Source organism: Ruminiclostridium josui JCM 17888, assembly GCF_000526495.1.
GTDB classification, from domain to species: domain Bacteria; phylum Bacillota; class Clostridia; order Acetivibrionales; family DSM-1351; genus Ruminiclostridium; species Ruminiclostridium josui.
In genome coordinates this window covers 1311405-1335966 of sequence record NZ_JAGE01000001.1, presented here as the reverse complement: position 1 = coordinate 1335966, position 24562 = coordinate 1311405, and the positions used below count along the sequence as shown (strand labels likewise).

22 protein-coding genes are annotated in these 24562 nt (G+C 36.9%); 12 read left to right on the top strand and 10 right to left on the bottom strand.

The window, feature by feature from the left end:
* Positions 1-98: 98 nt before the first annotated feature.
* Positions 99-842 (bottom strand): WecB/TagA/CpsF family glycosyltransferase, encoded by a 744-nt coding sequence (locus tag K412_RS0106275; protein ID WP_024832306.1) that lies wholly within the window; start codon positions 840-842, stop codon positions 99-101.
* 149 nt (positions 843-991) lie between these two features.
* On the opposite strand from K412_RS0106275, the gene K412_RS0106270 reads away from it, so the two are divergent.
* The 5 genes from K412_RS0106270 (at position 992) to K412_RS0106250 (ending at position 4962) form a co-directional block, all read left to right on the top strand.
* Positions 992-1387: a hypothetical protein gene (locus K412_RS0106270; RefSeq protein ID WP_024832305.1), complete on the top strand. Its 396-nt coding sequence runs from the start codon at positions 992-994 to the stop codon at positions 1385-1387.
* Positions 1388-1531: 144 nt separating this feature from the next.
* A complete protein-coding gene (locus K412_RS0106265) occupies positions 1532-2410 on the top strand; it encodes a substrate-binding periplasmic protein (RefSeq protein ID WP_024832304.1) in 879 nt (292 codons plus the stop codon).
* Positions 2411-2511: 101 nt separating this feature from the next.
* Positions 2512-3174 (top strand): amino acid ABC transporter permease, encoded by a 663-nt coding sequence (locus K412_RS0106260; RefSeq protein WP_024832303.1) that lies wholly within the window; start codon positions 2512-2514, stop codon positions 3172-3174.
* A gap of 13 nt (positions 3175-3187) precedes the next feature.
* Positions 3188-3949, top strand: coding sequence for an amino acid ABC transporter ATP-binding protein (locus tag K412_RS0106255; RefSeq protein WP_024832302.1), 762 nt, complete (start codon positions 3188-3190; stop codon positions 3947-3949).
* Positions 3950-4056: 107 nt separating this feature from the next.
* Positions 4057-4962 (top strand): YitT family protein, encoded by a 906-nt coding sequence (locus K412_RS0106250; protein ID WP_034847251.1) that lies wholly within the window; start codon positions 4057-4059, stop codon positions 4960-4962.
* 63 nt (positions 4963-5025) lie between these two features.
* On the opposite strand, the gene K412_RS0106245 is transcribed toward K412_RS0106250, so the two are convergent.
* Together K412_RS0106245 and cooS are read right to left on the bottom strand one after the other, a co-directional pair.
* Positions 5026-5370 (bottom strand): cupin domain-containing protein, encoded by a 345-nt coding sequence (locus K412_RS0106245; RefSeq protein ID WP_024832300.1) that lies wholly within the window; start codon positions 5368-5370, stop codon positions 5026-5028.
* Positions 5371-5404: 34 nt separating this feature from the next.
* Positions 5405-7537 (bottom strand): anaerobic carbon-monoxide dehydrogenase catalytic subunit, encoded by a 2133-nt coding sequence (cooS, locus tag K412_RS0106240; protein ID WP_024832299.1) that lies wholly within the window; start codon positions 7535-7537, stop codon positions 5405-5407.
* A 193-nt stretch (positions 7538-7730) separates the two neighbouring features.
* Between cooS and K412_RS0106235 the strand changes: the two genes are divergently transcribed.
* A complete protein-coding gene (locus K412_RS0106235; protein ID WP_024832298.1) occupies positions 7731-8330 on the top strand; it encodes a DUF3794 domain-containing protein in 600 nt (199 codons plus the stop codon).
* An 86-nt stretch (positions 8331-8416) separates the two neighbouring features.
* Here K412_RS0106235 and K412_RS0106230 read toward each other — a convergent pair whose 3' ends face one another.
* The 7 genes from K412_RS0106230 to argC form a co-directional block, all read right to left on the bottom strand.
* A complete protein-coding gene (locus K412_RS0106230; RefSeq protein WP_024832297.1) occupies positions 8417-8893 on the bottom strand; it encodes a GNAT family N-acetyltransferase in 477 nt (158 codons plus the stop codon).
* A 20-nt stretch (positions 8894-8913) separates the two neighbouring features.
* Positions 8914-9831 carry an ornithine carbamoyltransferase gene (argF, locus tag K412_RS0106225; RefSeq protein WP_024832296.1) on the bottom strand — a complete coding sequence of 306 codons (918 nt, stop codon included), beginning with the start codon at positions 9829-9831 and terminating at the stop codon, positions 8914-8916.
* A gap of 26 nt (positions 9832-9857) precedes the next feature.
* Complete coding sequence (carB, locus tag K412_RS0106220) at positions 9858-13070, bottom strand: carbamoyl-phosphate synthase (glutamine-hydrolyzing) large subunit (protein ID WP_024832295.1); 3213 nt, start codon at positions 13068-13070, stop codon at positions 9858-9860.
* 44 nt (positions 13071-13114) lie between these two features.
* Entirely contained in the window at positions 13115-14170 is a 1056-nt protein-coding gene (gene carA, locus K412_RS0106215) for a glutamine-hydrolyzing carbamoyl-phosphate synthase small subunit (protein WP_024832294.1), read from the bottom strand.
* 43 nt (positions 14171-14213) lie between these two features.
* On the bottom strand, positions 14214-15416 hold the full coding sequence (locus K412_RS0106210) for an aspartate aminotransferase family protein (protein WP_024832293.1): 1203 nt from the start codon (positions 15414-15416) through the stop codon (positions 14214-14216).
* A 195-nt stretch (positions 15417-15611) separates the two neighbouring features.
* Positions 15612-16523, bottom strand: coding sequence for an acetylglutamate kinase (gene argB, locus K412_RS0106205; RefSeq protein WP_024832292.1), 912 nt, complete (start codon positions 16521-16523; stop codon positions 15612-15614).
* Between the two features lie 52 nt (positions 16524-16575).
* Positions 16576-17517, bottom strand: coding sequence for an N-acetyl-gamma-glutamyl-phosphate reductase (gene argC, locus K412_RS0106200; protein ID WP_024832291.1), 942 nt, complete (start codon positions 17515-17517; stop codon positions 16576-16578).
* A 336-nt stretch (positions 17518-17853) separates the two neighbouring features.
* Here argC and K412_RS0106195 point away from each other — a divergent pair, with 336 nt between their 5' ends.
* From K412_RS0106195 to K412_RS0106170, 6 genes are all read left to right on the top strand, one after another.
* Entirely contained in the window at positions 17854-18972 is a 1119-nt protein-coding gene (locus K412_RS0106195) for an ABC transporter ATP-binding protein (protein ID WP_024832290.1), read from the top strand.
* A gap of 290 nt (positions 18973-19262) precedes the next feature.
* Positions 19263-20510: an MFS transporter gene (locus K412_RS0106190; RefSeq protein WP_024832289.1), complete on the top strand. Its 1248-nt coding sequence runs from the start codon at positions 19263-19265 to the stop codon at positions 20508-20510.
* A 134-nt stretch (positions 20511-20644) separates the two neighbouring features.
* The gene (locus K412_RS0106185) at positions 20645-21724 is read left to right on the top strand and encodes a PucR family transcriptional regulator (RefSeq protein ID WP_024832288.1); all 1080 of its coding nucleotides are present in this window, start codon (positions 20645-20647) and stop codon (positions 21722-21724) included.
* Positions 21725-21775: 51 nt separating this feature from the next.
* Complete coding sequence (gene ftsE, locus K412_RS0106180; RefSeq protein WP_024832287.1) at positions 21776-22483, top strand: cell division ATP-binding protein FtsE; 708 nt, start codon at positions 21776-21778, stop codon at positions 22481-22483.
* Complete coding sequence (ftsX, locus tag K412_RS0106175; RefSeq protein WP_024832286.1) at positions 22452-23366, top strand: permease-like cell division protein FtsX; 915 nt, start codon at positions 22452-22454, stop codon at positions 23364-23366. Before ftsE ends, ftsX begins: the two co-directional genes overlap by 32 nt.
* Positions 23367-23422: 56 nt before the next feature.
* Positions 23423-24550 (top strand): murein hydrolase activator EnvC family protein, encoded by a 1128-nt coding sequence (locus K412_RS0106170; RefSeq protein ID WP_024832285.1) that lies wholly within the window; start codon positions 23423-23425, stop codon positions 24548-24550.
* Positions 24551-24562: the final 12 nt, after the last annotated feature.

Sequence of the window (24562 nt, the reverse complement as noted above, 5' to 3'; positions counted from 1 at the left end):
ATATAAATAGAAGCCTGATTAAAGATATTTGCAGATGTTTACTGGTAAAATGTCTGCAAATATCTTGGATGCAATCATTGATATAATTTATACGGGGGTTATTTAACCTTAACAAATCCAAATTTTATACCTAAAATGTAAAGTATAAATTTGGGAAGTCTTAACATTCTTTTGAAACGCCACGGCTCTTTATAAAGCCTATAGAGCCATTCTAAGCCGTGATTTCGGAAAAAATCAGGTGCAAGCTTAACGTTTTCTGCTAGAATATCAATTGTACCGCCTAAACCTATACATACCTTAACCTTTAGCTGGTCCTTGTACCGATGAATCCACTGTTCCTGTTTTGGAGCTCCAAGACAGACAAACAGAACATCGGCTCCTGAATTGTTTATCTGGTTAATTATTTCGCTTTCATCTTCTTGTGAAAAGTAGCCGTTTCTAGTACCCACGATTTCAGCGCCAGGATAATCGCATATTACGTTAGCATGGGCTCTTTCAGGTATCCCCGGTTTTGCACCGAAAAAGAAAAACTTTAAAGGTCTTTTTGATGAAGCTATAAGGAGATTTTTAGCCAAGTCAAAGCCTGAAACCTTTTCTGCCACGCTGTTGCCTAATATTTTTGAGGCAAGAACTACTCCGGCACCATCTGCAACTAGCATGTCTGCTGAGTTAAGAATTTCTTTAAGTTCTTTGTTTGTAATTCCGTCCATCATAATTTCTGCGTTTGGAGTATATATTGAATGGTTTGTATCTGATTCTATAAATTCATAAACTCTTTCAACTGCCTGTTCCATGGTTATATTATCTATATTAATTCCCGCTATATTAACCAGCTTTCTCATAAAAAAATAAAAACCTCCATTGTTTGTTAAAACACTATAAAGTTTAGATTATCTATATTTATTTGTCAATGTTGCAATGACTTACGTTTTTAGACAAAACTTTTCTGATATAATAATTGTATTCAAAGTATATAATGGAGGAATCGATTATGGCAGCAGATTATATCAATGAAACAAATTTTATTGTAAGAAAGTCCGGAAAAGAGGCCAATAGATATTATGTTGACTACCTTGGATATTATAAGGTTGTTGATATATCCAAATTGGTTCATCTTGAGGTATCCTTTATTAAAGAAAAGTATGCAAAATACGGTGCGGAGTATTTTAAGGAACTGGATGTATACTATTTTACTGATCTAGATAAGGCAAAGGCCGCAATTGACGAGATTGTCAGAAATATTAAGTCTGAAAAGAAGGGCAGGGTTATCTTGCTTACCGAAGCTGAGATTGAATACATCAGACAAGCTCTTATAAATGAGGGAGTCAATAACCTGAGAGTAAACTCGAAAGTTAAGGACAATATATTTAAGAAGTTGAATTTGTAGTACTTTATTGGGACAATTACTTTGGTTTGCAAGTTTGACCCCCTGAAACTTGCAAAAAATCTTGTAAAAAGAACAGTTTTAAGGTATCATTTATTTTAATGAATAAATATACAAAAAATAATAGGGAAAGAGGGGAGATACTTAATGAAAAAGTTTTTAAATTTTATTTTGCTGATTTTGGCAGCGACTTTTATCTTCACAGCTTGCGGTGCATCATCTGAAAGCCAGAGTGAGGCAAGTGGGAGTTCTGCTACAACCGGCAGCAGTTCTGAAGCAGCTGTAAGCTCAACAGTTTCAAATTCAGCAACACCTTCAACCAATGGTGTTTTAAAAGTTGGAGTTGATGATACCTATCCTCCAATGGAGTTTAAGGATGAAAACAACAAGACTGTAGGTTTTGATATTGATGTGGCAACGGAGGTTGCTAAAAGACTTAACATGAAAGTTGAATTTGTTTCAAATGACTGGGCTGGAATATTTTTGGCACTTGAATCAAATAAATTCGATGCAATAATCTCGTCTGTTACACGTAATGATGAGAGACTTGCAAAATACGCCATGTCTACACCGTATATTGCAAATGCTCAGGTTATAGTTGTGCCTGCTGATAATACAACGATAACAAAGCCTACAGATTTGACTGGTAAGAATGTAGGTGTGCAGGTTGGAACTACAGCAGATGAATCATGTACAAAATATCAAAAAACTACAAAGTTTAATTTAAAGAAGTATGATCAGGTAATTCAGCCATTTTCAGATATGAAGGTTGGAAGAATTGATGCTATAGTTGTTGATGAAGTAGTAGCACGCTACTACGTTAAAAAGGACCCTAAACACTATAAGGTTTCAAGTGCAAGATTGACAAATGAGCCCATTGGTATGTGCTTTGCGAAGAATAACACAGATCTTCGTGATAAAGCTCAGAAGGCTCTCGATGGAATGTTTGCAGATGGAACAATGAAAACGTTATCTGAAAAGTGGTTTAATGAAGATTTGACAGGTAATGTAAAGGATATAAAATAATGAATTTAATCGAATGGGGAACTATAGTGTTTCCTGTTCGATTATTGGTTAGTAGCAAATAAGATAGAATCTAATAAGGTTATAATAGGGAGTTGTTCTTTTTGGATAATATTATTAATAGTATACCAGAGCTTTTAAAGGGAAGCGGCATTACTTTGGAACTTACTCTGGTGTCGGTAGTTTTTGGAATGCTGCTGGGATTGTTTTTAGCTTTGGGAAGGCTATCAAAAAATGTTATAGTTGATAAGTTATGTTGGTTTTATATATGGGTATTCAGAGGTACTCCTCTTATGATGCAGATATTTTTCTTTTACTATGCATTACCTTTGGCGGTCCCAGAAGGAATGTCAAAGGTATTAACATTTAATGATATGACTGCAGCATATATAGCATTATCATTAAATTCCGCTGCATACCTTGCTGAAATAATCCGAGCTGCGATACAATCCATAGACAAAGGTCAGATGGAGGCTGCAAAGGCTTTGGGAATGAGCTATGGACAAGCTATGAAAAGAGTTATTGTTCCTCAGTCTTACAGAAGGTTAATACCTCCTGTTGGAAATGAAGTCATTGCATTACTTAAAGACTCAGCTCTTGTTTCTACTATAGGATTGACTGAGTTGATGAGAACAACAGTTCAGATTTCAAATGCAACCACCAGTGCTTTGATTTACCTGCCTTCAGCAGCTTTATATCTAATAATGACTTCGTTGTTTACTTTTGTGTTTGAAAGACTTGAAAAGAAATATTCAGTATACGAATAGGGGGAGGAACGATATGGGCAAAATGATAACAGTTGAAAATGTAAGTAAGTCGTTTGGTAACCTTGAGGTACTGAAAAACATAAATCTCGAGGTTCAGCAGGGAGAGGTGCTTTGTATTATCGGACCAAGCGGTTCAGGAAAGAGTACGCTCCTCAGGTGTCTGAATCATTTGGAAATAATTACAAGTGGAAAAATAATGATAGAAAATAAGCTTCTGGCTGATAGGGCAGAAGGTAAAGACAATTTTAAAATATCGCATAAAGAAATATCTGGGATATGCACCGAACTGGGAATGGTTTTCCAGAGGTTTAACCTTTTTCCTCATATGACAGTACTTCAAAATGTAATTGAGGCACCTATACAGGTAAAAAAAGTCAGTAAGGATGAAGCTGTCAGATATGGAATGGAACTTCTTAAAATGGTTGGTCTTGAGGATAAGAAGGATGAATACCCTGCAAGGCTTTCCGGGGGTCAGCAACAGAGAGTGGCGATTGCGAGAGCATTGGCTATGAAGCCCAAAATCATGTTGTTTGATGAGCCTACATCTGCACTTGACCCGGAACTTGTAGGTGAGGTTCTGGAAGTTATGAAGAAACTAGCTAAAGACGGAATGACCATGATTGTGGTTACACATGAAATGGGATTTGCACGTGAAGTCGGCTCAAGAGTAATATTTATGGACAAGGGTGAAATAAGCGAAGAGGGGCTTCCGGAGGAGATTTTCATTAATCCTAAAAATGAAAGGACAAGAGCTTTTCTTCAAAAAGTTTTATAACATTAAACACTGCTAAATTAAATAACTGTTTATTTAATGTAAAAAAAACATATATTATGTATATATGTTTTTTATTTTTAAATTCAGATAGGAGTTAGTTGTTAAATATGGGAAAAATTCTATCTACCCTTAAAAGCTATTTACTGATAACAGTAGGTGCAGGAATAACCGCTTTAGCAATAAATATATTTCTTGTTCCTTACAAGATAGCCCCCGGAGGACTCAGCGGACTGGCAACAGTTCTCTATTATCTTACAAAGGGCAAACTCAGTATAGGAATAACAATGCTTGCAATAAATGTTCCACTATTTCTTATGGGTTACAAGTTTATAGGAAGAAAATTCTTTATAAGAACACTGTACGGAACGGTTATTCTGTCGGTAATAATAGATGCAACTGAAAAGTATATGGGAAATATAGCACAAAAACTGCTGCTTGACGAAACATCAAGTTCTGCGACTCCCGACATACTGCTATATAGTATAATCGGGGGTTTTTTAAGCGGTATAGGTCTTGGTATTGTTCTAAAAATGGATGCTACCACAGGCGGAACTGAACTTGCTGCAAAGCTTTTAAATAAGCTGTTTCACAGTCTTACTATAGGTCAAATGCTCCTTGCCATAGATGCAATAATAATTATGTTTGCCATTATAGTTTTTAACAGTATTTTAATAGGATTATATTCTCTTGTAAGTCTTTTTATCACTATCAAAGTAATAGATGCTATTGTTGAGGGGGTAGACTACGCCAGAGCTATTTTTATTATTTCAGAGAAACAGGATGAAATATCCCGAAGACTGCTTATAGAACTTGATAGAGGAGTTACTGAATTAAAAGGCAGAGGAGTTTATTCCGGAAGAGACAAAAATGTACTGCTGTGTGTAGCGGCAAGAACGCAAGTTCAACAGCTTAAAGAAATCGTACATGAAATTGATAAAAATGCTTTTATGATACTTACCGATGTTAGGGAGGTTTTGGGAGAGGGATTTACAGGAATGGTTGATAAGAAATAAAATAAAAAAATAACCGCTTAAATTCAAATTAAATGAAATAAGCGGTTATTTTTCTTTACAGTGTTAGTCTATTTCTTTTGAGTACATTTCATTTGACGGATTAGGGCTGATTGTAACATAAAGACTTAAATCTTCTTTTACCAAAGGAATACTGAAATTGTCCTGACCACTGGCAGTGCCTACTGAGCCAAAAGAGATTTCAGACACATTATCATTTATTCTGACTTGACCGCTGCCTGTAAGAACGTAGTAAATTAGTTCTGAATTTTCATGTTTGTGTACAGGCAGGGTTTGTCCTACCTTTAAATTTAATACAAAGGCCAGTACTTTTGGATTGGCAAATAGTATTCGCTTAGTAAGATTTTTTTCATTGAAAACCATACTATCCTGAATATTTTTCAATTCCATTCCGGGGCCTCCTTTCCAAGGTTACAAGTGGTATTTAGTTCAAGCCCAGTTCTTTACGTTTCTTTTCAATGTGGTCAATATAAATTTGAACAGTTTTCTCAGCATCCAGTTCTACTACTACTTTACCTAAACCAAGAGTTTCTGTTGTCTCGGTAAGGGTTTTTACAACCACATCGCTTCCGGTAATAGATGGTACAGGGGCTATATGCACAAGCCAGCCAAGAGCCACTGCGGTACAGGCATCTGCTACGGCCTTCTGTTCAAGGTACTCGGGAGCTCCGATAACCAGTGGCAGCTTATTTGTGTCCACTTTCAAGGCATCTGCAAGTTCTTTTGCAGTATGCGTCATTTTTCCGATATCCACACATGCACCATATGAGAGTACTGGAGGGATTCCAAGCTGTTTGCAAACTGCCTTCAGACCTTCGCCGCATTCATCAGCTGCCTTGGGGTCTGTTAAACCGGTGTATTCCATTACAGAGGAAGTACATCCGCCTGAAAGAACCAGAATATTATTGGCAATAAGTCCTTTGGTTATTTTGAATATATTGCTTCCACCTTGGCCAAAGCGGGCTGTGGTACATCCAACTATGGTAGCAATACCTCTGATATTACCGTTTGCTATCTGTTCAATGAGTGGATCAAAGCTTCCGCCAAGAGCATTTCTAATAGGTTCTGTACTGAAACCAACTGTACAATCGGAAACGTGAGGTGGAATATAGGTTTTTCTATTTTCAGATTTACGTTGCTTGAAAGCATCAATTGCCATATCAAGAGCTTTTGAAGCCTGCTGGTTCATTTTTTCGGGAATGAAGTCCAAAGTTTCTGTTCCTTGAAGCTGTATAACAGGATGAGTACTTAAAAGCTTTGTACCAAATCTTTTTGCATACAAAGGCATGGTAGCTACTGTACAGTTATAGTCAAACATAAATAGGTCAACAACTCCCGTTGCAAGGAGGTATTCCTGAGAAAGCCACTCACCTTCCTGACCTCCATAGCCCTTCTGGTTGTGTGTTCCCTCATAGTTCATTAACTGTTGACCTTCACAGACATGGCCCAATATCTGAATTCCCTCTGCACCTGCTGCCTTGGCCTTTTGCTGCCACTCATCTGTTGATGCCAAATCGATTGCAACATGAGCAAGCAATGGCATATGTCCGTTTGTAACAATATTTATCATATTTTCCTTCAATAGTCCCATGTTCTGCTTCTTTTGAGCGATTTCCTGAGTTCCCATGAGTATTTCTTGTATAATGTCCAGAAGGAATAGTCCCTGATACTCATTTGCAATACCAAGACGTACACTGTTTAATAGGAATTCTACGGGATCTGAAGTAAAGTTTGTCATACAACGTGTCTGTGCATAGGCTACTTCGCTGTAACCGCCTCCGGGGAACAATCCAAGCTTTTTCCAAAGCTCCTTACGTTGGGTCGGAGCGAAGGCCTCTACAGCCTTTGACGGAATATGGAACGGAGAGTGGATGTCATTCATAACCCATTCAGCAAAATCTATGGCTAGTTTTTCAATAGGCTGGTTAGCATTAAGACCTGCCATGTCCGCATACTTCTTTAACTTTTCGGGGTCTCTTATTTTAAGTCCGCTATCAAGGTGTTCTCCGGCAGCCTTCAAGGTTCTTGCAGCTTGATGACAGTGAAATATATTTGCTGATGTGCCTATGGTTACATGACGATACATGAAATTTCTGGCTACCATTGTGTGTGCGTCAACACCACAGGTTCCTCTGGGTACTTTATCATTAATACGGCAAGGGCCATTTGCACAAAGCTGACAGGAAAGACCTTCAATACAGAATTTACATTGAATGGGTTGCTGCTGGCTGAATCTGTCAAATACATTGGTCATTCCAGAGTTGTGAACAACCTGGTACATTTCTCTCATGGCAGGGTCAATAATTACATTAAGTGGATAACCTTCCTTGGACTGGTCATTTTTCTTAATATGTTCTCTTTGCCACTTATGAACTTCCTCCATTGACGGAGATTTTTCAATCTTATCATAATCAACCTTGATGCGATTATGAATATCCGAGTGTGTGTTGGGATCATTTGAGTCTTCTTTTGTAAGCTTTGAGCCAAAGGTAGTGTTATCTCCTCTCATAGTTCCAGCACTTTTTTCAAAAGAATTTTTTATCTCCTTATCTGACATTATAAATCCTCCTAAATTGTAATTTCATATATATGTTGTACACTTATGGATTTCTATATGCATAAGATATAATGCATGCATACATCCATATATAGTTAGAAATTTGTAGAAAAATAAAGTTTACATAATGTAACATTTTCCGTTATGTAAAATAGTATATAGTAGGATTAAATATTATAGAAAGGATAAAAAAATGTCACAATTTGAAATTAATCAGAAAAGCCAGTGCTGTGGTGGCGAATTTGATTATGACGCAGGGAAAAAACTGAGTGAAAAGTGCATTATGGTTCCTGAGGTCATTGGCAGAAACATCTGCCAGACATTGGTAGAATGTGTTGTTCCATTTCCTGAGCAGTACCCTGCTGTTGAGATCAAGGATATTCAAAAAGAGATAAGAGACATAATAGTACACGTATGTAAAAACAAAGTTCTAATTAACGGCATTTTGCATAAGAATATCAATTACAAAACTTATGAAGGCAAAAGTGATTTCTATTACGCTTGTCAGAGATACGACAGCTTTTACGGAGACGTAAGGCATGTTGCAGTTAATATACCATTCGCATGTTTCATAGAAATCCCCGGAGCTCGTCCCGGTGATGACTATGAAATAGAATACGCTGACGTTGAAGATTCCTGCGAGATAGATATTTTGGAAGATCCAATTTGGCAAAAAGGAGCAGTTACGCAGTACAGAAAATTAAGAGAAAAGGTTATTGTAAAGATAGACATTAAAGTACTAAGAAATGTACAAATAACTGTAAAACCTGAAAAACATAATATATGCCCATAAAAAATTTAAGATTAATATAACAAAATAAGCAAAAGAGGGGGTATGAAAGTTTTCAGACTTTCATACCCCTTTTACTTATTTACATTCTAATTATATTCTTTTACCAGCAATGCTCTTATGTAACCTCTGTCTGTACTAGTAGATTCTATGTAAAAGCCTCTGCCGTAATAAAAGCGAATAAGGTCACGATATTTTGAAGCAGTATGGAGACTGACCTTTTTTACACCATGATGTATAAGAATCTTATCTGCAAGATTCATAAGGGATTTTCCAATACCTATATTGTGGTAATCAAGCATAACCCCAAAACGGCTTATATAAGCCGTTTTATCAGGCATTATCTTAATTCTGATAGTACCCACGGGATTATTATCAATGAGAGCTATGTATACTTCTTTTTCAGCAATATCTGCTTCTATAGTATCAATACTTTCTGTCAAAGCATCCATCATAACAGATAACCCTGTATCCTGCATATATTTTTTAAAAGATTCCTGTATAATAGTTGCAATAGCAGGGGCATCTTCTATAGTGGCTTTTCTGATAATAAATGAATAATTCATGTTGACTCCTCATTCTACTTTTAACCCATTAGTGTTGCCATTACTGCTTTCTGAGCATGGAGACGATTTTCCGCTTCGTCAAATATAACTGATTGAGCTCCGTCAATAACGTCCTCAGTTACTTCGTAGCCTCTGTATGCCGGCAAGCAGTGAAGGAATATTGCGTCTTCATTTGCTTTAGCAAACAACTGAGAATTAATCTGATAAGGCATAAATATGTTAAGCTTTTCTTCCTTTTGGTCTTCTTGGCCCATGCTTATCCATGTATCTGCATAAACAACGTCTGCATTAGAAATTGCCTCAACAGGGTCTTGGGTTAATATAACCTTTGAACCGCTGGATTTTGCAGCTTCTTTTGCCTCATCCACATATATACTGCTGCATTCATAGCCTTTTGGAGACGCTATGGCAATATCCATTCCTGTCTTAGCGCAGCCATGGAGCAGAGAGTGGGCAACGTTGTTGCCGTCACCTATGTATGCAAGCTTCAGGCCCTCAAGTTTGCCTTTATGTTCATAAACAGTCAGCAAATCAGCAAGTATCTGACACGGATGCATTTCATCAGTCAAGCCGTTTATAACTGGGATACTTCCGTACTTTGCAAGATCTTCAACGTCGCTTTGCTTATAGGTTCTTATCATAATACCGTCTATATAACGGGACAGAACATTTGCCGTATCAAAAATAGATTCTCCGCGGCCCAACTGTATGTCATTAGAACTTAGAAACAGGGAGTATCCACCTAACTGGTACATGCCGACTTCAAAGGAAACTCTGGTTCTGGTAGATGACTTTGAAAAGATCATTCCAAGTGTTTTACCCTTTAGCAGGTGGTGCTGAACTCCTTCCTTAGTCTGTCTCTTTAGTTTTTCCGAAAGTTTTAATAAATCATGTATTTCATCAGCACTTAAATCATTAAGACTTAATAAATGTTTCATAACAATATTACCTCCATAAAAAGATTTTATCCTCTATATACCGAATATTCATCAAGGGCATAAACGTCCGCTTTATTGTCCGCTATGAGACGCTCCAGAATACTTAAAACTGCATTGGTTGTATCCAGAGAAGTTATGCATGGAATATTGTATTCCATTGCGGTTCTTCTTAGTATAAAACCTTTTCGCTCAGGTATTTTGCCTCTTGTAGGAGTATTAATTACCAGTGTAATAGTATCTTCCTTAATCAAATCAAGAACTTTTTCATCATCAACATATTTAACAGGAAGGTTTGCATAATTTAATGCTTCATAAGTACCTTTTGTAGCCAAAAGTTTAAATCCAAGTTCTAGTAACTTATTAGCGATATCTCTGCATTCGACCTTATCTCTGTCAGCAACTGATAATAGTACATTTCCGCCGGATGGTATCTTAGTACCGGAAGCAGCGACAGCCTTGTACAATGCATTATAATAGTCTCTGTCAACACCCATAACCTCGCCTGTAGATTTCATTTCAGGGCCAAGGAATGTATCCACTGTAGTCAGCTTTGCGAAAGAAAACACTGGCGCTTTTACTGCGTAAAAATCGGATTCTTTGGCAAGGCCATTTTTATAACCCAATTCTTTAAGGGTTTTGCCCATAATCAACTTAGTGGCTACACCTACCATAGGAATTCCCGTTATCTTGCTCATAATGGGGACAGTTCTGCTGGCACGAGGATTAACCTCAATTACATAAACTTTTTCATTACTATCCATAACAAATTGTATATTAAACAACCCTTTTATTTGCAGAGCCTTGGCAAGACGGATGGTATAGTCCTCGATGGTATTTTTTACCTTTTGAGAAAGATTTCTCGGAGGATAAACGGCAATACTGTCTCCGGAGTGAACTCCCGCACGTTCTATGTGTTCCATGATTCCAGGAATTAGAACCTCATTTCCATCACATATTCCATCAACCTCCATTTCTTTACCGACTACATATTTGTCGATTAATATAGGATGTTCAGTGGAAATTTCTGAAGCCATAGTAATATATTCTTCGAGAGTTTTGTCGTTATATACAATTTCCATGGCACGGCCCCCAAGTACATAGGATGGCCTTACCAGAACGGGATAACCGATTTTATTAGCAATTTCTTTAGCGTGCTGGAAGGAATAAGCTGTATTACCTTCCGGAATAGGAATATCTAAAGATTCTAAAAGCTTTAAGAATTTATCCCTGTCCTCTGCTACGTCTATACTGTGAACTGATGTCCCAAGAATATTAACACCTTCATGATGTAGGGTTTCAGCCAGATTTATTGCGGTCTGACCGCCAAATTGAACAATAACCCCCAGTGGTTTTTCTTTTTCAATAATGTCCAGAACACATTCTTTTGTAAGTGGTTCAAAATACAGCTTGTCGGAGGTATCAAAGTCCGTACTTACAGTTTCTGGATTGTTGTTTATAATAATTGATTCAATTCCCATTTCTTTAAGGGTTTCAACGGAATGTACACTACAATAGTCGAATTCTATACCCTGACCGATTCTTATGGGACCTGAACCTATAACAAGAACCTTATCTCCTGTGGTAACTTCCACATCGTCTTTTTCCTCGTAGGTTGAATAATAGTACGGAGTAGCGGCTTCGAATTCACCCGCACAGGTATCAACAATCTTGTAAACAGGGTTGATAGGATACTTTTGTCTCAATTCAAGTATCTTTTCAAGAGGTACGTTGGCAAGATTGGCTATATAGGAATCTGCAAACCCTATTTTCTTTGCCTTTGCATACAAATCATAATCAAGCCATGCAATACCTGCATTTGTTATTTCTTCACCAAGTCTTACAATCTTTTTTAACTTTCTAATAAAGAAGTCATCAATTTTTGTAATTCTTACTATCTCACCTGCTGAAACACCTTTTTGTATTGCTTTGCAAATTGCAAATATTCTCTGGTCACTTGGGTGCTTTATATACTCAACAAGGTCTTCTCGACTCATGTTGTCAAAGAGACTGAGACCTAACTGATAATTAAATTTTATATCCAGAGAGTCAATTGCTTTGAGCAATGATTCCTCAAAGGTACGTCCAATGGCCATAACCTCGCCTGTAGCCTTCATCTGGGTTCCAAGACTTCTATCAGCGTTGGCGAACTTATCAAAGGGCCAGCGGGGAACTTTTGTCACAACATAGTCCAAAGATGGCTCAAAGCACGCACTGGTGGTTTTTGTAACTGAGTTCTTTATTTCGTCAAGAGTCATTCCTATAGCTATTTTTGCAGTAACTCTTGCAATAGGATATCCAGTGGCTTTTGAAGCCAATGCACTTGAACGGCTGACTCTTGGATTCACTTCGATAACAACATATTCAAAGCTATTGGGATTTAAAGCAAACTGTATATTACAGCCACCCTTTATATCCAACGCCCTTATTATCTTAATGGAAGAGGTTCTTAGCATCTGATATTCAACATCAGATAATGTCTGGCTGGGAGCAACAACTATACTGTCTCCGGTATGTACTCCAACCGGGTCAAAATTTTCCATATTACATATGATAATGCAGTTGTCATTGCTATCTCGCATTACTTCGTATTCTATTTCCTTCCAGCCTGCAACGCTTTGCTCCAGAAGAACCTGACTAATCATACTGAGCTTGAGGCCTTTTCCGCAAATATATTTGAATTCTTCCATATTATTTGCAATTCCGCCTCCGGAACCTCCGAGTGTGTAAGCAGGTCTGATAATAATTGGGAACCCGATTTCTTTTGCAAAGTCGATAGCATCCTGCATGTTTGTTACAATTTTACTTGGTGCAACCTTTTCACCGATTTCTTGCATTGTTTCCTTGAAAAGCTCTCTGTCCTCTGCCTTTTTTATAGAGGAGAGGGAAGTTCCCAGAAGTTCTATATTAAGCTCATCAAGAATTCCGTCTTCAGCTAGTTCAACAGCCATGTTAAGGCCTGTTTGCCCCCCAAGTGAAGCAAGAATTCCATCTGGCTTTTCTTTGTATATGATTTTCTTAACAAATTCAAGAGTAATGGGTTCAATATATACCTTATCTGCTGATTGGGTATCTGTCATAATTGTGGCAGGATTACTGTTAATCAGAACAACCTCAATACCTTCTTCCCGTAAGGACTTGCAGGCTTGAGTGCCGGAATAGTCAAACTCTGCAGCCTGACCTATTACGATAGGCCCTGAACCTATTACCAAAACTTTTTTTATATTTATATTCCTTGGCATACCATTCGCCTCCATGAGCCGCAATGCGGTAATAAAATTATAAACTATAGCATTTTTACAAAGTCATCAAAAATATATGCGGAATCCTGCGGACCCGGTGCAGCTTCAGGATGATACTGTACGCTTATCAATGGAAGGGTTTTGTGTCTGAAGCCTTCAATTGTATCGTCATTTACATTTCTGTGTGTTATTACGATATCATCGTTGGAACTGCTGTCTATTGCATAATTGTGATTTTGAGAAGTTATATAACATCTTCCTGTAATGTAATCCTTAACAGGATGGTTGCCGCCGTGGTGGCCGAACTTGAGTTTCTTAACATTGCATCCCAATGAGAGCCCCAAAAGTTGATGACCAAGGCAAATTCCCATGATTGGCTTTATTCCCAGAAGCTTCTGAACTGTTTTTTTAGCAACAGTCAAATCTCTTGGGTCGCCGGGACCGTTGGAAAGAAGAATACCGTCAGGATTCAATTCCATAATCTCATCAAAGGTGCTAAAAGCTGGGAGGATGTGTATATCGCAGCCTCTGCTTTCAAGAGAACGTATTATGTTGCTTTTTACACCAAAATCCAGTAGGACCACTTTCTTACCCGGACCAGAAATGTGAGTGGGAGTTTTTGATGTAACCTCCATTACCAGATTCCTTGGGATACTTTTATAGGTTTCAAGACTTTTTCGTAAAGTATCCAGATTCCCGCATTCAGTTGATATGATTCCATACATACTGCCATGTTTACGGATATGCTGGGTCAACGCTCTGGTGTCAATACTCTTAATGCCTACAATGTTATGTTTTGCAAAGTATTGATCCGGATCCATATCATTTCTCCAATTGCTAGGAGTGGAACAAAGCTCCTTAACTATAAATCCCTGAACATGAGGCTTGTAGGATTCATTATCTATAGAATTGAAACCATAGTTTCCTATGAGGGGATATGTCATGGTTACAATTTGTCCGTTATAGGAAGGGTCAGTGGTTATTTCCTGATACCCTGTCATACTAGTATTAAAAACAATTTCTCCGGCTGTTTCTCCGCTTTTTCCAAAACCTTCTCCTGAGAAATATGTGCCATCTTCAAGTAATAAAACTGCTTTCATTTATATAAACCTCCGTGAGCCTGACATAGACTCGCTAATTTGATTAATTTAATTCTTCCAATGATTCTTTTAATGTTGAAATAAAATCATCTGCGTCCTTCTGGGTAATAATAAGAGGTGGAAGGATTCTCAAAATATTCTGGCCTATATTGGCAATAAGGTATTTCTTTTCAAACATTTTGTTTTTGACGTCAGGAGCTATAGGCTTGTTAAGCTCTATACCAATCATAAGGCCTGCCGCTCTCACTTCAGAAATTATGGGGTAGGTACCAGATGACATTCTTTCCAGTTCATTCTTAATGTAACTGCCGATTTTCTCAGCATTTTCAGGAAGGTTTTCCTCCTTCATTATTTTCAAAACTGCAAGACCTGCTGTACACGCTAAAGGATTTCCTCCAAAAGTTGAACCGTGGTCGCCGGGGGCAAAGGCCTCTGCAACTGATTCTTTGGCACACACCGCAGCTATAGGAATTCCTCCTCCCAAAGCCTTTGCAAGAGTAAATATATCTGGCTCAACGTCAAAATTTTGATATCCGAAGAGTTTACCAGTTCTTCCTATACCAGTCTGAACTTCATCGAATATAAGCAGCAGTTTTTTGTCATTACACAATTTCCTGACTTTTTTCATATATTCATAGTCACATGGATAAACTCCGCTTTCTCCTTGAATTGGCTCCAACATAATTGCACATGTGTTTTCAGTAATGGCAGCTTCCAAAGCAGCTATATCGTTTTGAGGAACCTTCTTAAAGCCTTGTGTAAGAGGCTCAAAGGGCTTTGCATATTTATCCTGACCTGTAGCACTAAGAGTTGTAATAGTTCTTCCATGGAAAGACTTTTGAAGGGTTATAATTTCATATTTTTCTGACAAACCCTGTTTTTTGAAATAAAGTCTTGCCAACTTTATAGCACCTTCATTTGCTTCAGCACCGCTGTTGGCGAAAAATATTTTATCTGCACAGGAGTTTTCTACCAGCTCTTTAGCAAGCTGAGCCTGTGGCTCTATGTAGTAAAGATTTGAACAGTGTACAAGATTGCTTAACTGCTCAGTAACCATTTCGGTAAAAATCGGATGACTGTAACCTATGGAATTAACAGCAATCCCTGAGAAAAAGTCTGTGTACTTTTCTCCTTCTGTACTCCATAAATGTATACCCTTACCCTTTTTAAAAGCAACAGGTATTCTTTTACCAAAAGTATTCATGTAATATTTATCATCATATTCCTGAATTTTTTCAAAATCCATGGCAATCACTCCTTTGTGCTGATAATGTATCAATGGGTTATTTATAATTTATAATTATACATTGATATGCATAAAAATGCAACCAGTTTATGTATGTGTTTTTCCTTAAAAATCAAAACACTTCCTATGCTAGTCAGTACAGGAAGTGTAGAAATATTTAAAAAATTACTTTAGGTGGGGTTATATTAATTAATATTAATACAAAGCCTCGTTTTCGTGATAAAGCTTCTTATCCTTCATAATCATTGTACCAATTCCCTTGTAAGTGAATATTTCAAGAAGGATACAGTGAGGAATACGTCCATCAATTATGTGTGTTCTTCCAACGCCTTTTTCAAGAGCGTCAACACAACCTAAAACTTTTGGAATCATACCGCCGGCAATTACTTTTTTATCAATAAGGTCATAAACCTCGTCGATAGTAAGAGCAGGAATTATTGATTCGCTTTCCTTTGAAGGCTTAACACCCTCTACATCTGTAAGAAGCATGAGCTTTTCTGCTTTCAATGCAGCCGCAATCTCGCCCGCTACAGTATCTGCGTTAATATTGTAACTCTCACCGTCAGGACCTACTCCTATTGGAGCTACAACCGGTATATATTCATCTTTTGAAATAAGCTCCAGAACCTTTGAGTTAATTTTAGTAATTGTACCGACATATCCTATGTCTTTTAGTTCTCCGTCTATTTCTGTTTTATACTGTTCACATTCAATGAGCTTTCCATCAATACCACACAAGCCTATGGCTTTCCCGCCCTTGTGATTGAGCATTGATACAATTTGCTTGTTGGTTTTTCCAACAAGAACCATTTGAGCAACTTCTATAGTCTGGGCGTCTGTTACTCTTAAACCGTTTACAAACTCACTCTTTACGTTATAGTTCTGCAAGGCTTTATTTATGTCAGGACCGCCGCCGTGTACCAGCACTGGGTTCATTCCTATATATTTTAAAAGAGTAATATCTTCCATTACTGAATTTTTAAGTTCATCATTAATCATTGCGTTACCGCCGTATTTTATTACAACGGTTTTACCATATAGTTTTTGTATGTAAGGAAGTGCTTCAATTAATATTTCTGCTTTCTTAATCAAATTATCGTAATTCATAAAATTGGCCTCCATTAAATCTGAAATATGGCTCAGATAATTTAAAATTTTATTAAAGTCCGGTATCCTCGTCGAATCCCAACATTATATTCATATTTTGTATGGCAGCACCGGAAGAACCCTTACCTAGATTATCCAGAACAGCTACAAGCATGATTTGATCTTCATTTCCCGTAACATAGATTTCAAGGTTGTTTGTATCATTGACGCGGGTAGCACCAAGAAAACTGTTGGGAAACTCCTTTTCCATACCTAGTGGCATGACTTTTATAAACTTTTCATTACCATAATAGTCGGAAATGAATTCATGAATCTTTTCAACAGAAGGATTATCAGGAAGAAGTCTTCTATATAAAGGAATGCATACCGACATACCCTTGTAATAAGAACATACTATGGGAGAAAAAATAGGCTGGTATTTAAGTCCGCTAATAACAGTCATTTCAGGAATATGTTTGTGTGACAAGCCCAAGGCATAAAGCTGGGGACTCTCAAATTTGTGTCCTTCAGAAGACTCATACTGTGCAATGAGTTTCTTGCCTCCGCCGCTGTATCCGGAAAGAGCATGGCAAGTTACAGGATAATCTTTTGGAAGAATATTACCTGAAACAAGAGGATGCACTATACTGATAAATCCTGTTGCGTAACAGCCCGGAACAGCAACTCTTTTAGAATTTTGAATTTTTTCACGGTGTTTACTGCTTAATTCAGGGAAGCCGTAAGCCCAGTTGTTGTCAACCCTGTGAGCAGTACTTGCATCAATAATTTTAGTAGAAGGATTTTCTGTAAGTGCGACTGCTTCCTTTGCTGCTGAATCCGGCAAACAGAGAAAAACGATATCAGCATTATTTATGTATTTTTTTCTTTCATTAATATCTTTACGTTTTTCAGGGTCTATTTTTAATATTTCAATGTCATCTCTTTTTTCTAATCTTTCATTTATCTTTAATCCTGTAGTACCTTCACTTCCGTCTACATAAATTTTATATTTCATATGGATTCAATCCTTTCTATATAATACATAGCAGATAGATATATTCTCAATAAAATTCGGCTATTGAAAATTTATGCATAAAATGAATATTATTTTATAATTATACAATGCGATGTATAAAAATTCAATATAACAGGGGACTTTTATTTTATTTATGCAAATTTTATGCAATATCAGAATTATTTTTTCATTACTATACAAAAGTACTAAAAGCAAAAAATTAATTTTGGTAAAAAACAATATGGTTTGTGATAGGCCGGCAGTGTATCATAATATATATAAATCGTGATACGTTGATAATTTAAATTTATAAGGATGTTTCAGGGAGGTATAAAAATGGCTAGTCTAAAGCTAAAGAATATTTACAAAAGATATGCAGGTGGGGTTACTGCTGTTAACGATTTTAATCTTGATATCGAACACAATGAATTCCTTGTTTTGGTTGGTCCTTCAGGATGTGGTAAAACTACTACACTTAGAATGATAGCTGGTCTGGAAGAAATTTCAGAAGGTGAATTGTACATTGGAGATAAATTAGTAAATGATGTTGCTCCAAAGGATAGAGATATAGCGATGGTTTTCCAGAACTATGCATTGTATCCTCACATGACAGTATTTGATAACATGGCATTTGGTTTAAAATTGAGAAAGACCCCAAAGGAAGAAATAAAGAAGCGTGTTCAGGAAGCAGCAAAAATCCTCGATATCGAGCATTTGCTTGACAGAAAGCCAAAGGCTTTATCAGGCGGTCAGAGACAGAGAGTTGCGTTAGGACGTGCTATCGTTCGTGAACCTAAAGTATTCTTAATGGACGAACCTCTCTCAAACTTGGATGCTAAACTCAGAGTTCAGATGAGAACTGAGATAGGAAGACTTCACAACAGACTTAACACAACATTTATATATGTAACACATGACCAGACAGAAGCTATGACAATGGGTACAAGAATCGTTGTTATGAAGGATGGATACATCCAACAGGTTGATACTCCAACAGCTCTGTATGACAGACCATGTAACATTTTCGTTGGAGGTTTCATAGGAAGCCCTCAAATGAACTTCTTGAATGCTGTTCTTACTAAGAGAGGAAATGACTTACATCTCGTATTCGGTAAGAATGATATTAAGATTCCTGAAGGTAAGGCTAAGAAATTGGAAGGAACTGATTACATCGGCAAGGAAGTTGTTGTTGGTGTTAGACCAGAACATATCCATGACGAGGCAATGTTTATTGAATCAATGCCAGACAGTATAGTAGAAGCTAAAGTTGATTTGGTTGAAATGTTGGGTGCTGAAACTTATCTCTATATGATAATTGAAGGTGCAACTGGAACTGTTACTGCAAGAGTTAATGCTAGAACAAAGACTCAGGCTGGAGATGTTATTAAGGTTGCTATAGACGCTAACAAGGTTCATATCTTTGATAAGGAAACTGAGCGTACAATTATTAACTAATATAAATTTATATACTTATAAAAAATAACTGCCTGACGCCTCTTTAAAGGTGTCAGGCTTGTTTATTTGTTGGGTTTTATAATTTAGCTGTTCTTACCAAAATGAAACAGTCTCTATCACTATGCCGGCTTATTTACATTTGCAATATTATCTGATTTGGGATAACTTTAGAAATATATGTATATTAAATAATTATATTCGTGAAGACATACGATATTATTAATTGAGATGCTATAATCAATTTGAAACTAAGTTTGTATATCAAAACAAATAATTAAATGGAGCAAAAAATGGATAAAACATATAAAAGTACTCTACATGCATGCTATCTAGGGTACATTTCACAAGCAATTGTAAATAATCTTGCACCGCTGCTTTTTATAATATTTCAGAATGAGTATAGTATTTCATTTGAAATGATAGGAAGGCTGATATTAATAAATTTTGGAACACAACTTATTGTAGATGCTTTGGCAGTGAAGTTTGTGGATAAGATAGGGTATAGAATATCGGCAGTAGCAGCTCATTTCTTTTGTGTTTTAGGACTGATAGGACTGGGTACATTGCCGGGGCTATTGTCAAGGCCATATTTGGGACTGATTATGGCTGTAGTGCTGTATGCAATAGGCGGGGGCTTGATTGAGGTTTTGATTAGTCCTATTGTGGACTCTATTCCCAGTGATGCAAAGGCTTCTGCTATGAGCCTTCTTCACTCTTTTTACTGTTGGGGACAGGTTGCTGTAGTATTAATATCTACGTTATTTATTAAGATAGCCGGGGAAGGGCGTTGGTATATCTTACCAATAATGTGGGCGACTATTCCTGCGTATAATTTTTTCAAATTTATGGGTGTACCCATGGTTCCTGCCATACCTGAGCATGAAAGGATTCCGGTAAAGATTTTACTTAAGTCAAGGCTCTTTTTAATTGCAATGATTCTTATGGTGTGTGCAGGTGCCTCTGAATTGGCAATGTCTCAATGGTCATCCTTGTTTGCTCAAAAAGGTCTAAAGGTGTCAAAATTTATGGGAGATTTGCTGGGGCCTTGTTTGTTTGCGATATTAATGGGATTGGTGAGAATTCTCTATGGTATTTATGGACATAAGATTAATCTTAAAAAGGCCTTGTTGGCAAGCAGCGTATTGTGCTTAATTTGCTATAACATTGCTGTTTTTGCACAGATACCGATTATATCTTTGCTTAGCTGCGCATTGTGTGGCTTATCTGTAGCTCTTATGTGGCCGGGTATTTTCAGCCTTACTTCCGAAAAATACCCTGGTGGAAGTACGGCAATGTTTGGAATACTTGCAATTTTTGGAGATTTAGGATGTTCAGTGGGGCCTTGGATTGCCGGGCTGATATCGGATTATTCTCAAAAATCAGCTAAACTTGTTGAGTTTGGAGGGATTTATGGTTTGAATCCTCAACAGGTAGGCTTAAAAACGGGAATATTTGCTGCTGCAGTTTTTCCCCTTTTAATGATTATTGGCCTAAGCTTGTTTAAGAATAAGAATAAGCCTGCAATTATTAATATATAGTGATATTTAAAGGTCATTAAAAGTAAATTTATAATATGCGTTCTAGTAAAAAAAAATGATATAGTGTATAATTCTAATTAATTGTGATACATTTACGGCAATTTACTATGCTCATTATAAGCAGGGAGGTTACAATGTCTGTAAAATTATTCCAGACGCTGTCTGATAAATATAGTGAAATACTGGGCAAAGAGGTTGGGGTAACTGACGACAGTGGTGTTGTTATTGCCCATTCGAATTTTCAGATGATAGGACAACAAGACCAGCAAGCTGCTTCTTTTGCACTGGAAAAAGACCAACAAGCGCTTATCGACGGGAAACTATATAATAAGGTTATTTTAAAGAATAAAATAGAGTTTATTACTTTTATACAGGCGGCTGACCCGCAGGATTCTAAATTTCTTGAACTGTTTACTTTAAATATACTTAACCTTAAAAGTTACTATGATGAAAAGTATGATAAAAATACTTTTGTCAAAAATATTGTTGTTGAAAATATTTTACCTGGTGACATTCTTGTAAAGTCAAAAGAACTTCATATTGATTATAATGCAATGAGAGTTGTATACCTGATAAATGCCACCAGTGATAAGGATGTTCATGTCCATGAAGTTATAGAAAGTCTTTTTCCTAATAAAGGAAAGGATTTTGTTGTGGTTATCGACGATGACAACGTAGTTCTTGTAAAAGAGGTCAAGAATAAGGATGACTACAAGGAAGTGTATAAACTTGCAAGAGTGATTGTAGATACCCTTAATTCGGAACTTATGGTAAAAGCCTATATAGGAATAGGTACTATCATTGATAACCTTAAAGATATTACAAAATCATATAAAGAAGCACAGATGTCCATGATAATCGGTAATATATTTACTGGAGATAAAAATATATATGATTATAATAATTTGGGCATGGGGCGTCTGATATATCATATTCCAACTACATTGTGCCAGCTTTTTCTTGAGGAGGTTTTCAAGGACAACTCCGCAGATTCTCTGGACAATGAGACAATGCTGACAATACAGAAATTCTTTGAGAATAATTTGAATGTCAGCGAAACTGCAAGGCAGCTCTATATTCACAGAAATACTCTTGTGTACAGACTGGAAAAAATAAAGAGACTCACAGGTCTCGAGCTTACCAGCTTTGATGACGCAGTTATATTTAAAGTTGCAATACTTGTCAAAAAGTATCTGGCTAATATTAACGGTTAACCAATACTGTATGGCACTGTCACAAAATCCAAATAAGGGAGTTAATTGCAGGTGGTAGAATTTATTGACGTGTATAAAAAATACCCGAACGGTACTGTAGCGTTAAAAGGAATTAACCTTAAAATAAATAAGGGAGATTTTGCTTTTATCATCGGCTCCAGTGGTTCAGGTAAATCTACTTTACTTAAACTTTTAATGAAGGAAGAATCCGTAACTCAGGGCGAGGTTATTGTAAATGGGTACCAGCTCTCAAAATTGCATACAAGACAGGTGCCATATTTGCGCCGAGGTATAGGTATGGTGTTTCAGGATTTCAGACTTCTGCCAAATAAAACTGTATATGAAAATATTGCATTTGCAATGGAAATAACAGAGTGCCTTCCTCGTGAAATACGTAGACAGGTACCGATGTCCCTTGCACTTGTTGGTTTGAGCCGGAAGGCTAATGCGTATCCTCACCAGTTATCGGGAGGAGAACAGCAGCGTGTAGCTATTGCAAGGTCTTTAGTAAATAATCCTGCACTGCTTATTGCGGACGAACCTACAGGGAATCTTGACCCTGAAAATTCATGGGAGATTGTAAAGCTTTTGACTGAGGTAAATCAGAGAGGGACTACTGTTGTAGTGGCTACTCACGAAAGAAGCATAGTCGATGCCATGAAGAAAAGAGTAATAGCCATTGAGAAAGGCAAGATAATAAGGGATCAGCAGAAAGGGCTTTACGTGGATGAAGATACGGAGTTTCAAATATATTCTTAAAGAGAGTTTCAAAAATGCATATAGAAACAAACTTATGTCATTAGCTTCAATCAGTATAATAAGTGCGGCTCTGATTCTTTTTGGCGGGTTTTATCTGATACTTGTCAATCTGAATCACAATCTTGATATATTGTATGACCAACCTCAGATGCAGGCATATTGTTTACCTACATTGACAGACCAGCAGATTGCTGGAATCGAGACTGAGATAAAGAATAACAAATATATTGAAAGCTATTCCATAGTAACTAAAAAAGAAGCTTTTGAGCAATTTAAAAAATTTCTTGCAAATGATAAGTTAAACGAGGGTGGAGCTAATATACTTGAAGGATACGATGAAAGTTCCATGAACGTATCATTTATAATAAAGGTGAAAGACCCTCAGAACAGTAAACTTGTAGCAAGCCAGCTTCGTGCTTTGGCGGGTATGGAGAATGTAAAATATTCCCAGCAAACTATAGATTTGATTGATACTGTTTCAAGATGGGTGAGAATTGTAAGTCTTGTTTTGATTGGAGTATTATTAATTATTTCGCTGTTTATAATTTCAAACACAATTAAGCTTACAGTATTTGCTAGGCGCAAGGAAATAAATATTATGAAATATATAGGTGCTACCGATTGGTTTATTAGATGGCCGTTTATATTTGAGGGAATACTCATAGGGTTAACGGGGGCATTATTTGCGTTTATAATTATTTCGTATCTTTATGGATTTACTCAGCCAAGAGTAACAAACAACCTTGCTGCATTGGGTGATGGATTTGAAATAATGGATTACAAGTATATATGGAGTACACTTGTTTTCTTCTATGTGGGGGTTAGTGCGTTGATAGGTGCATCCGGAAGTATAATGTCAATCCGCAAACACCTTCATGTTTAGTATAAATAATTAAATTTTAACTAAATTTTATACGTAGGATAAATAGGGGGGGTAAAATGAAAAAACAGTTAACTTTGCTAATGGTTATATTGTACATATTTTCATGTGTAATTATACCTGCCGGCGCAACCACTTTGGATAAAGCAAAAGAACAGCAGAAAAATGTTAAAGGTGAGCTTAATCAGATTGCTAGTGAAAAGAAAGCATTATCAAATCAGATTGAGCAGGGTAAAGAGGACAAGGAAAATCTGGATTCCCAAGCACAGAAGGCTCAAAACAGTTTGAACAAAAAGGCAGAGGAGATTTCTGATGTAAAGGCGGATATTGAACGTATTACAAAAGAGATTGAGCAGATTGAGAAGGATTATAAGGCTAAAACAGAGCTTTTTAAGACTAGAATGAGAATTATGTATCAGAATATGAATCAATCTCCCTTTGAAGTTTTTGTAGAATCAAAGAGCCTTAGTGAGTTTTTTTCCAGATTGGAGATAATTTCTCTGGTAAAGGAAAATGACACCAAGCTTATACAGGAAATAGTTACAGGACGAGAGAGTACTGAACTTCAAAAACAGGATAAGCTTAGAGAACTTGAGGAAAAAAATCAACAGTTAAAAACTTTGACAAATAAAGTTGCTGATATAAAAAACACAAGTAAAAAGGTTCAATCTGAAATAGAGGCTTCAAAATCAAAACTGAAAGACCTTGAAAAAAAAGAAGATGAAATGATAGCCTTATCAAAGCAACTGGCAAAAACTATAACTCAGCTCAGTAGTACCACAGCAAAGTATGCGGGAGGAGTCTTGTCTTGGCCAACCCCAGGGTATACTAGAATTTCATCTCCATATGGATATAGAATACATCCTATATATAAAGTCAGAAAGCTTCATACAGGTATAGATATAGATGCTCCATCGGGTGCAACAATTGTTGCCGCAAATAGCGGAAAAGTAATTATGGCAGGTTGGAACGGCGGTTATGGTAATTGTGTCATAATTGACCATGGTGGAGGACTTGCAACACTTTATGCTCACCAGAGCAAGATATTGGTGCAAGTGGGAGATACATTGAAAAAAGGTGATACCGTAGGAAAGGTTGGAAGTACAGGCTTGTCTACCGGGCCTCATTTACACTTTGAAGTCAGAAAAGGCGGAGAAACAACAGACCCCCTTACTTACTATAAATAAAATATATATTCA

Excerpts from the sequence above, each read along its gene's own strand:
- K412_RS0106275 (WP_024832306.1), bottom strand. The coding sequence starts at position 842 with ATGAGAAAGCTGGTTAATATAGCGGGAATTAATATAGATAATATAACC.
- K412_RS0106270 (WP_024832305.1), top strand. The coding sequence starts at position 992 with ATGGCAGCAGATTATATCAATGAAACAAATTTTATTGTAAGAAAGTCC.
- K412_RS0106265 (WP_024832304.1), top strand. The coding sequence starts at position 1,532 with ATGAAAAAGTTTTTAAATTTTATTTTGCTGATTTTGGCAGCGACTTTT.
- K412_RS0106255 (WP_024832302.1), top strand. The coding sequence starts at position 3,188 with ATGGGCAAAATGATAACAGTTGAAAATGTAAGTAAGTCGTTTGGTAAC.
- K412_RS0106250 (WP_034847251.1), top strand. The coding sequence starts at position 4,057 with ATGGGAAAAATTCTATCTACCCTTAAAAGCTATTTACTGATAACAGTA.
- K412_RS0106245 (WP_024832300.1), bottom strand. The coding sequence starts at position 5,370 with ATGGAATTGAAAAATATTCAGGATAGTATGGTTTTCAATGAAAAAAAT.
- cooS (WP_024832299.1), bottom strand. The coding sequence starts at position 7,537 with ATGTCAGATAAGGAGATAAAAAATTCTTTTGAAAAAAGTGCTGGAACT.
- K412_RS0106235 (WP_024832298.1), top strand. The coding sequence starts at position 7,731 with ATGTCACAATTTGAAATTAATCAGAAAAGCCAGTGCTGTGGTGGCGAA.
- K412_RS0106230 (WP_024832297.1), bottom strand. The coding sequence starts at position 8,893 with ATGAATTATTCATTTATTATCAGAAAAGCCACTATAGAAGATGCCCCT.
- argF (WP_024832296.1), bottom strand. The coding sequence starts at position 9,831 with ATGAAACATTTATTAAGTCTTAATGATTTAAGTGCTGATGAAATACAT.
- carB (WP_024832295.1), bottom strand. The coding sequence starts at position 13,070 with ATGCCAAGGAATATAAATATAAAAAAAGTTTTGGTAATAGGTTCAGGG.
- carA (WP_024832294.1), bottom strand. The coding sequence starts at position 14,170 with ATGAAAGCAGTTTTATTACTTGAAGATGGCACATATTTCTCAGGAGAA.
- K412_RS0106210 (WP_024832293.1), bottom strand. The coding sequence starts at position 15,416 with ATGGATTTTGAAAAAATTCAGGAATATGATGATAAATATTACATGAAT.
- argB (WP_024832292.1), bottom strand. The coding sequence starts at position 16,523 with ATGAATTACGATAATTTGATTAAGAAAGCAGAAATATTAATTGAAGCA.
- argC (WP_024832291.1), bottom strand. The coding sequence starts at position 17,517 with ATGAAATATAAAATTTATGTAGACGGAAGTGAAGGTACTACAGGATTA.
- K412_RS0106195 (WP_024832290.1), top strand. The coding sequence starts at position 17,854 with ATGGCTAGTCTAAAGCTAAAGAATATTTACAAAAGATATGCAGGTGGG.
- K412_RS0106190 (WP_024832289.1), top strand. The coding sequence starts at position 19,263 with ATGGATAAAACATATAAAAGTACTCTACATGCATGCTATCTAGGGTAC.
- K412_RS0106185 (WP_024832288.1), top strand. The coding sequence starts at position 20,645 with ATGTCTGTAAAATTATTCCAGACGCTGTCTGATAAATATAGTGAAATA.
- ftsX (WP_024832286.1), top strand. The coding sequence starts at position 22,452 with ATGAAGATACGGAGTTTCAAATATATTCTTAAAGAGAGTTTCAAAAAT.
- K412_RS0106170 (WP_024832285.1), top strand. The coding sequence starts at position 23,423 with ATGAAAAAACAGTTAACTTTGCTAATGGTTATATTGTACATATTTTCA.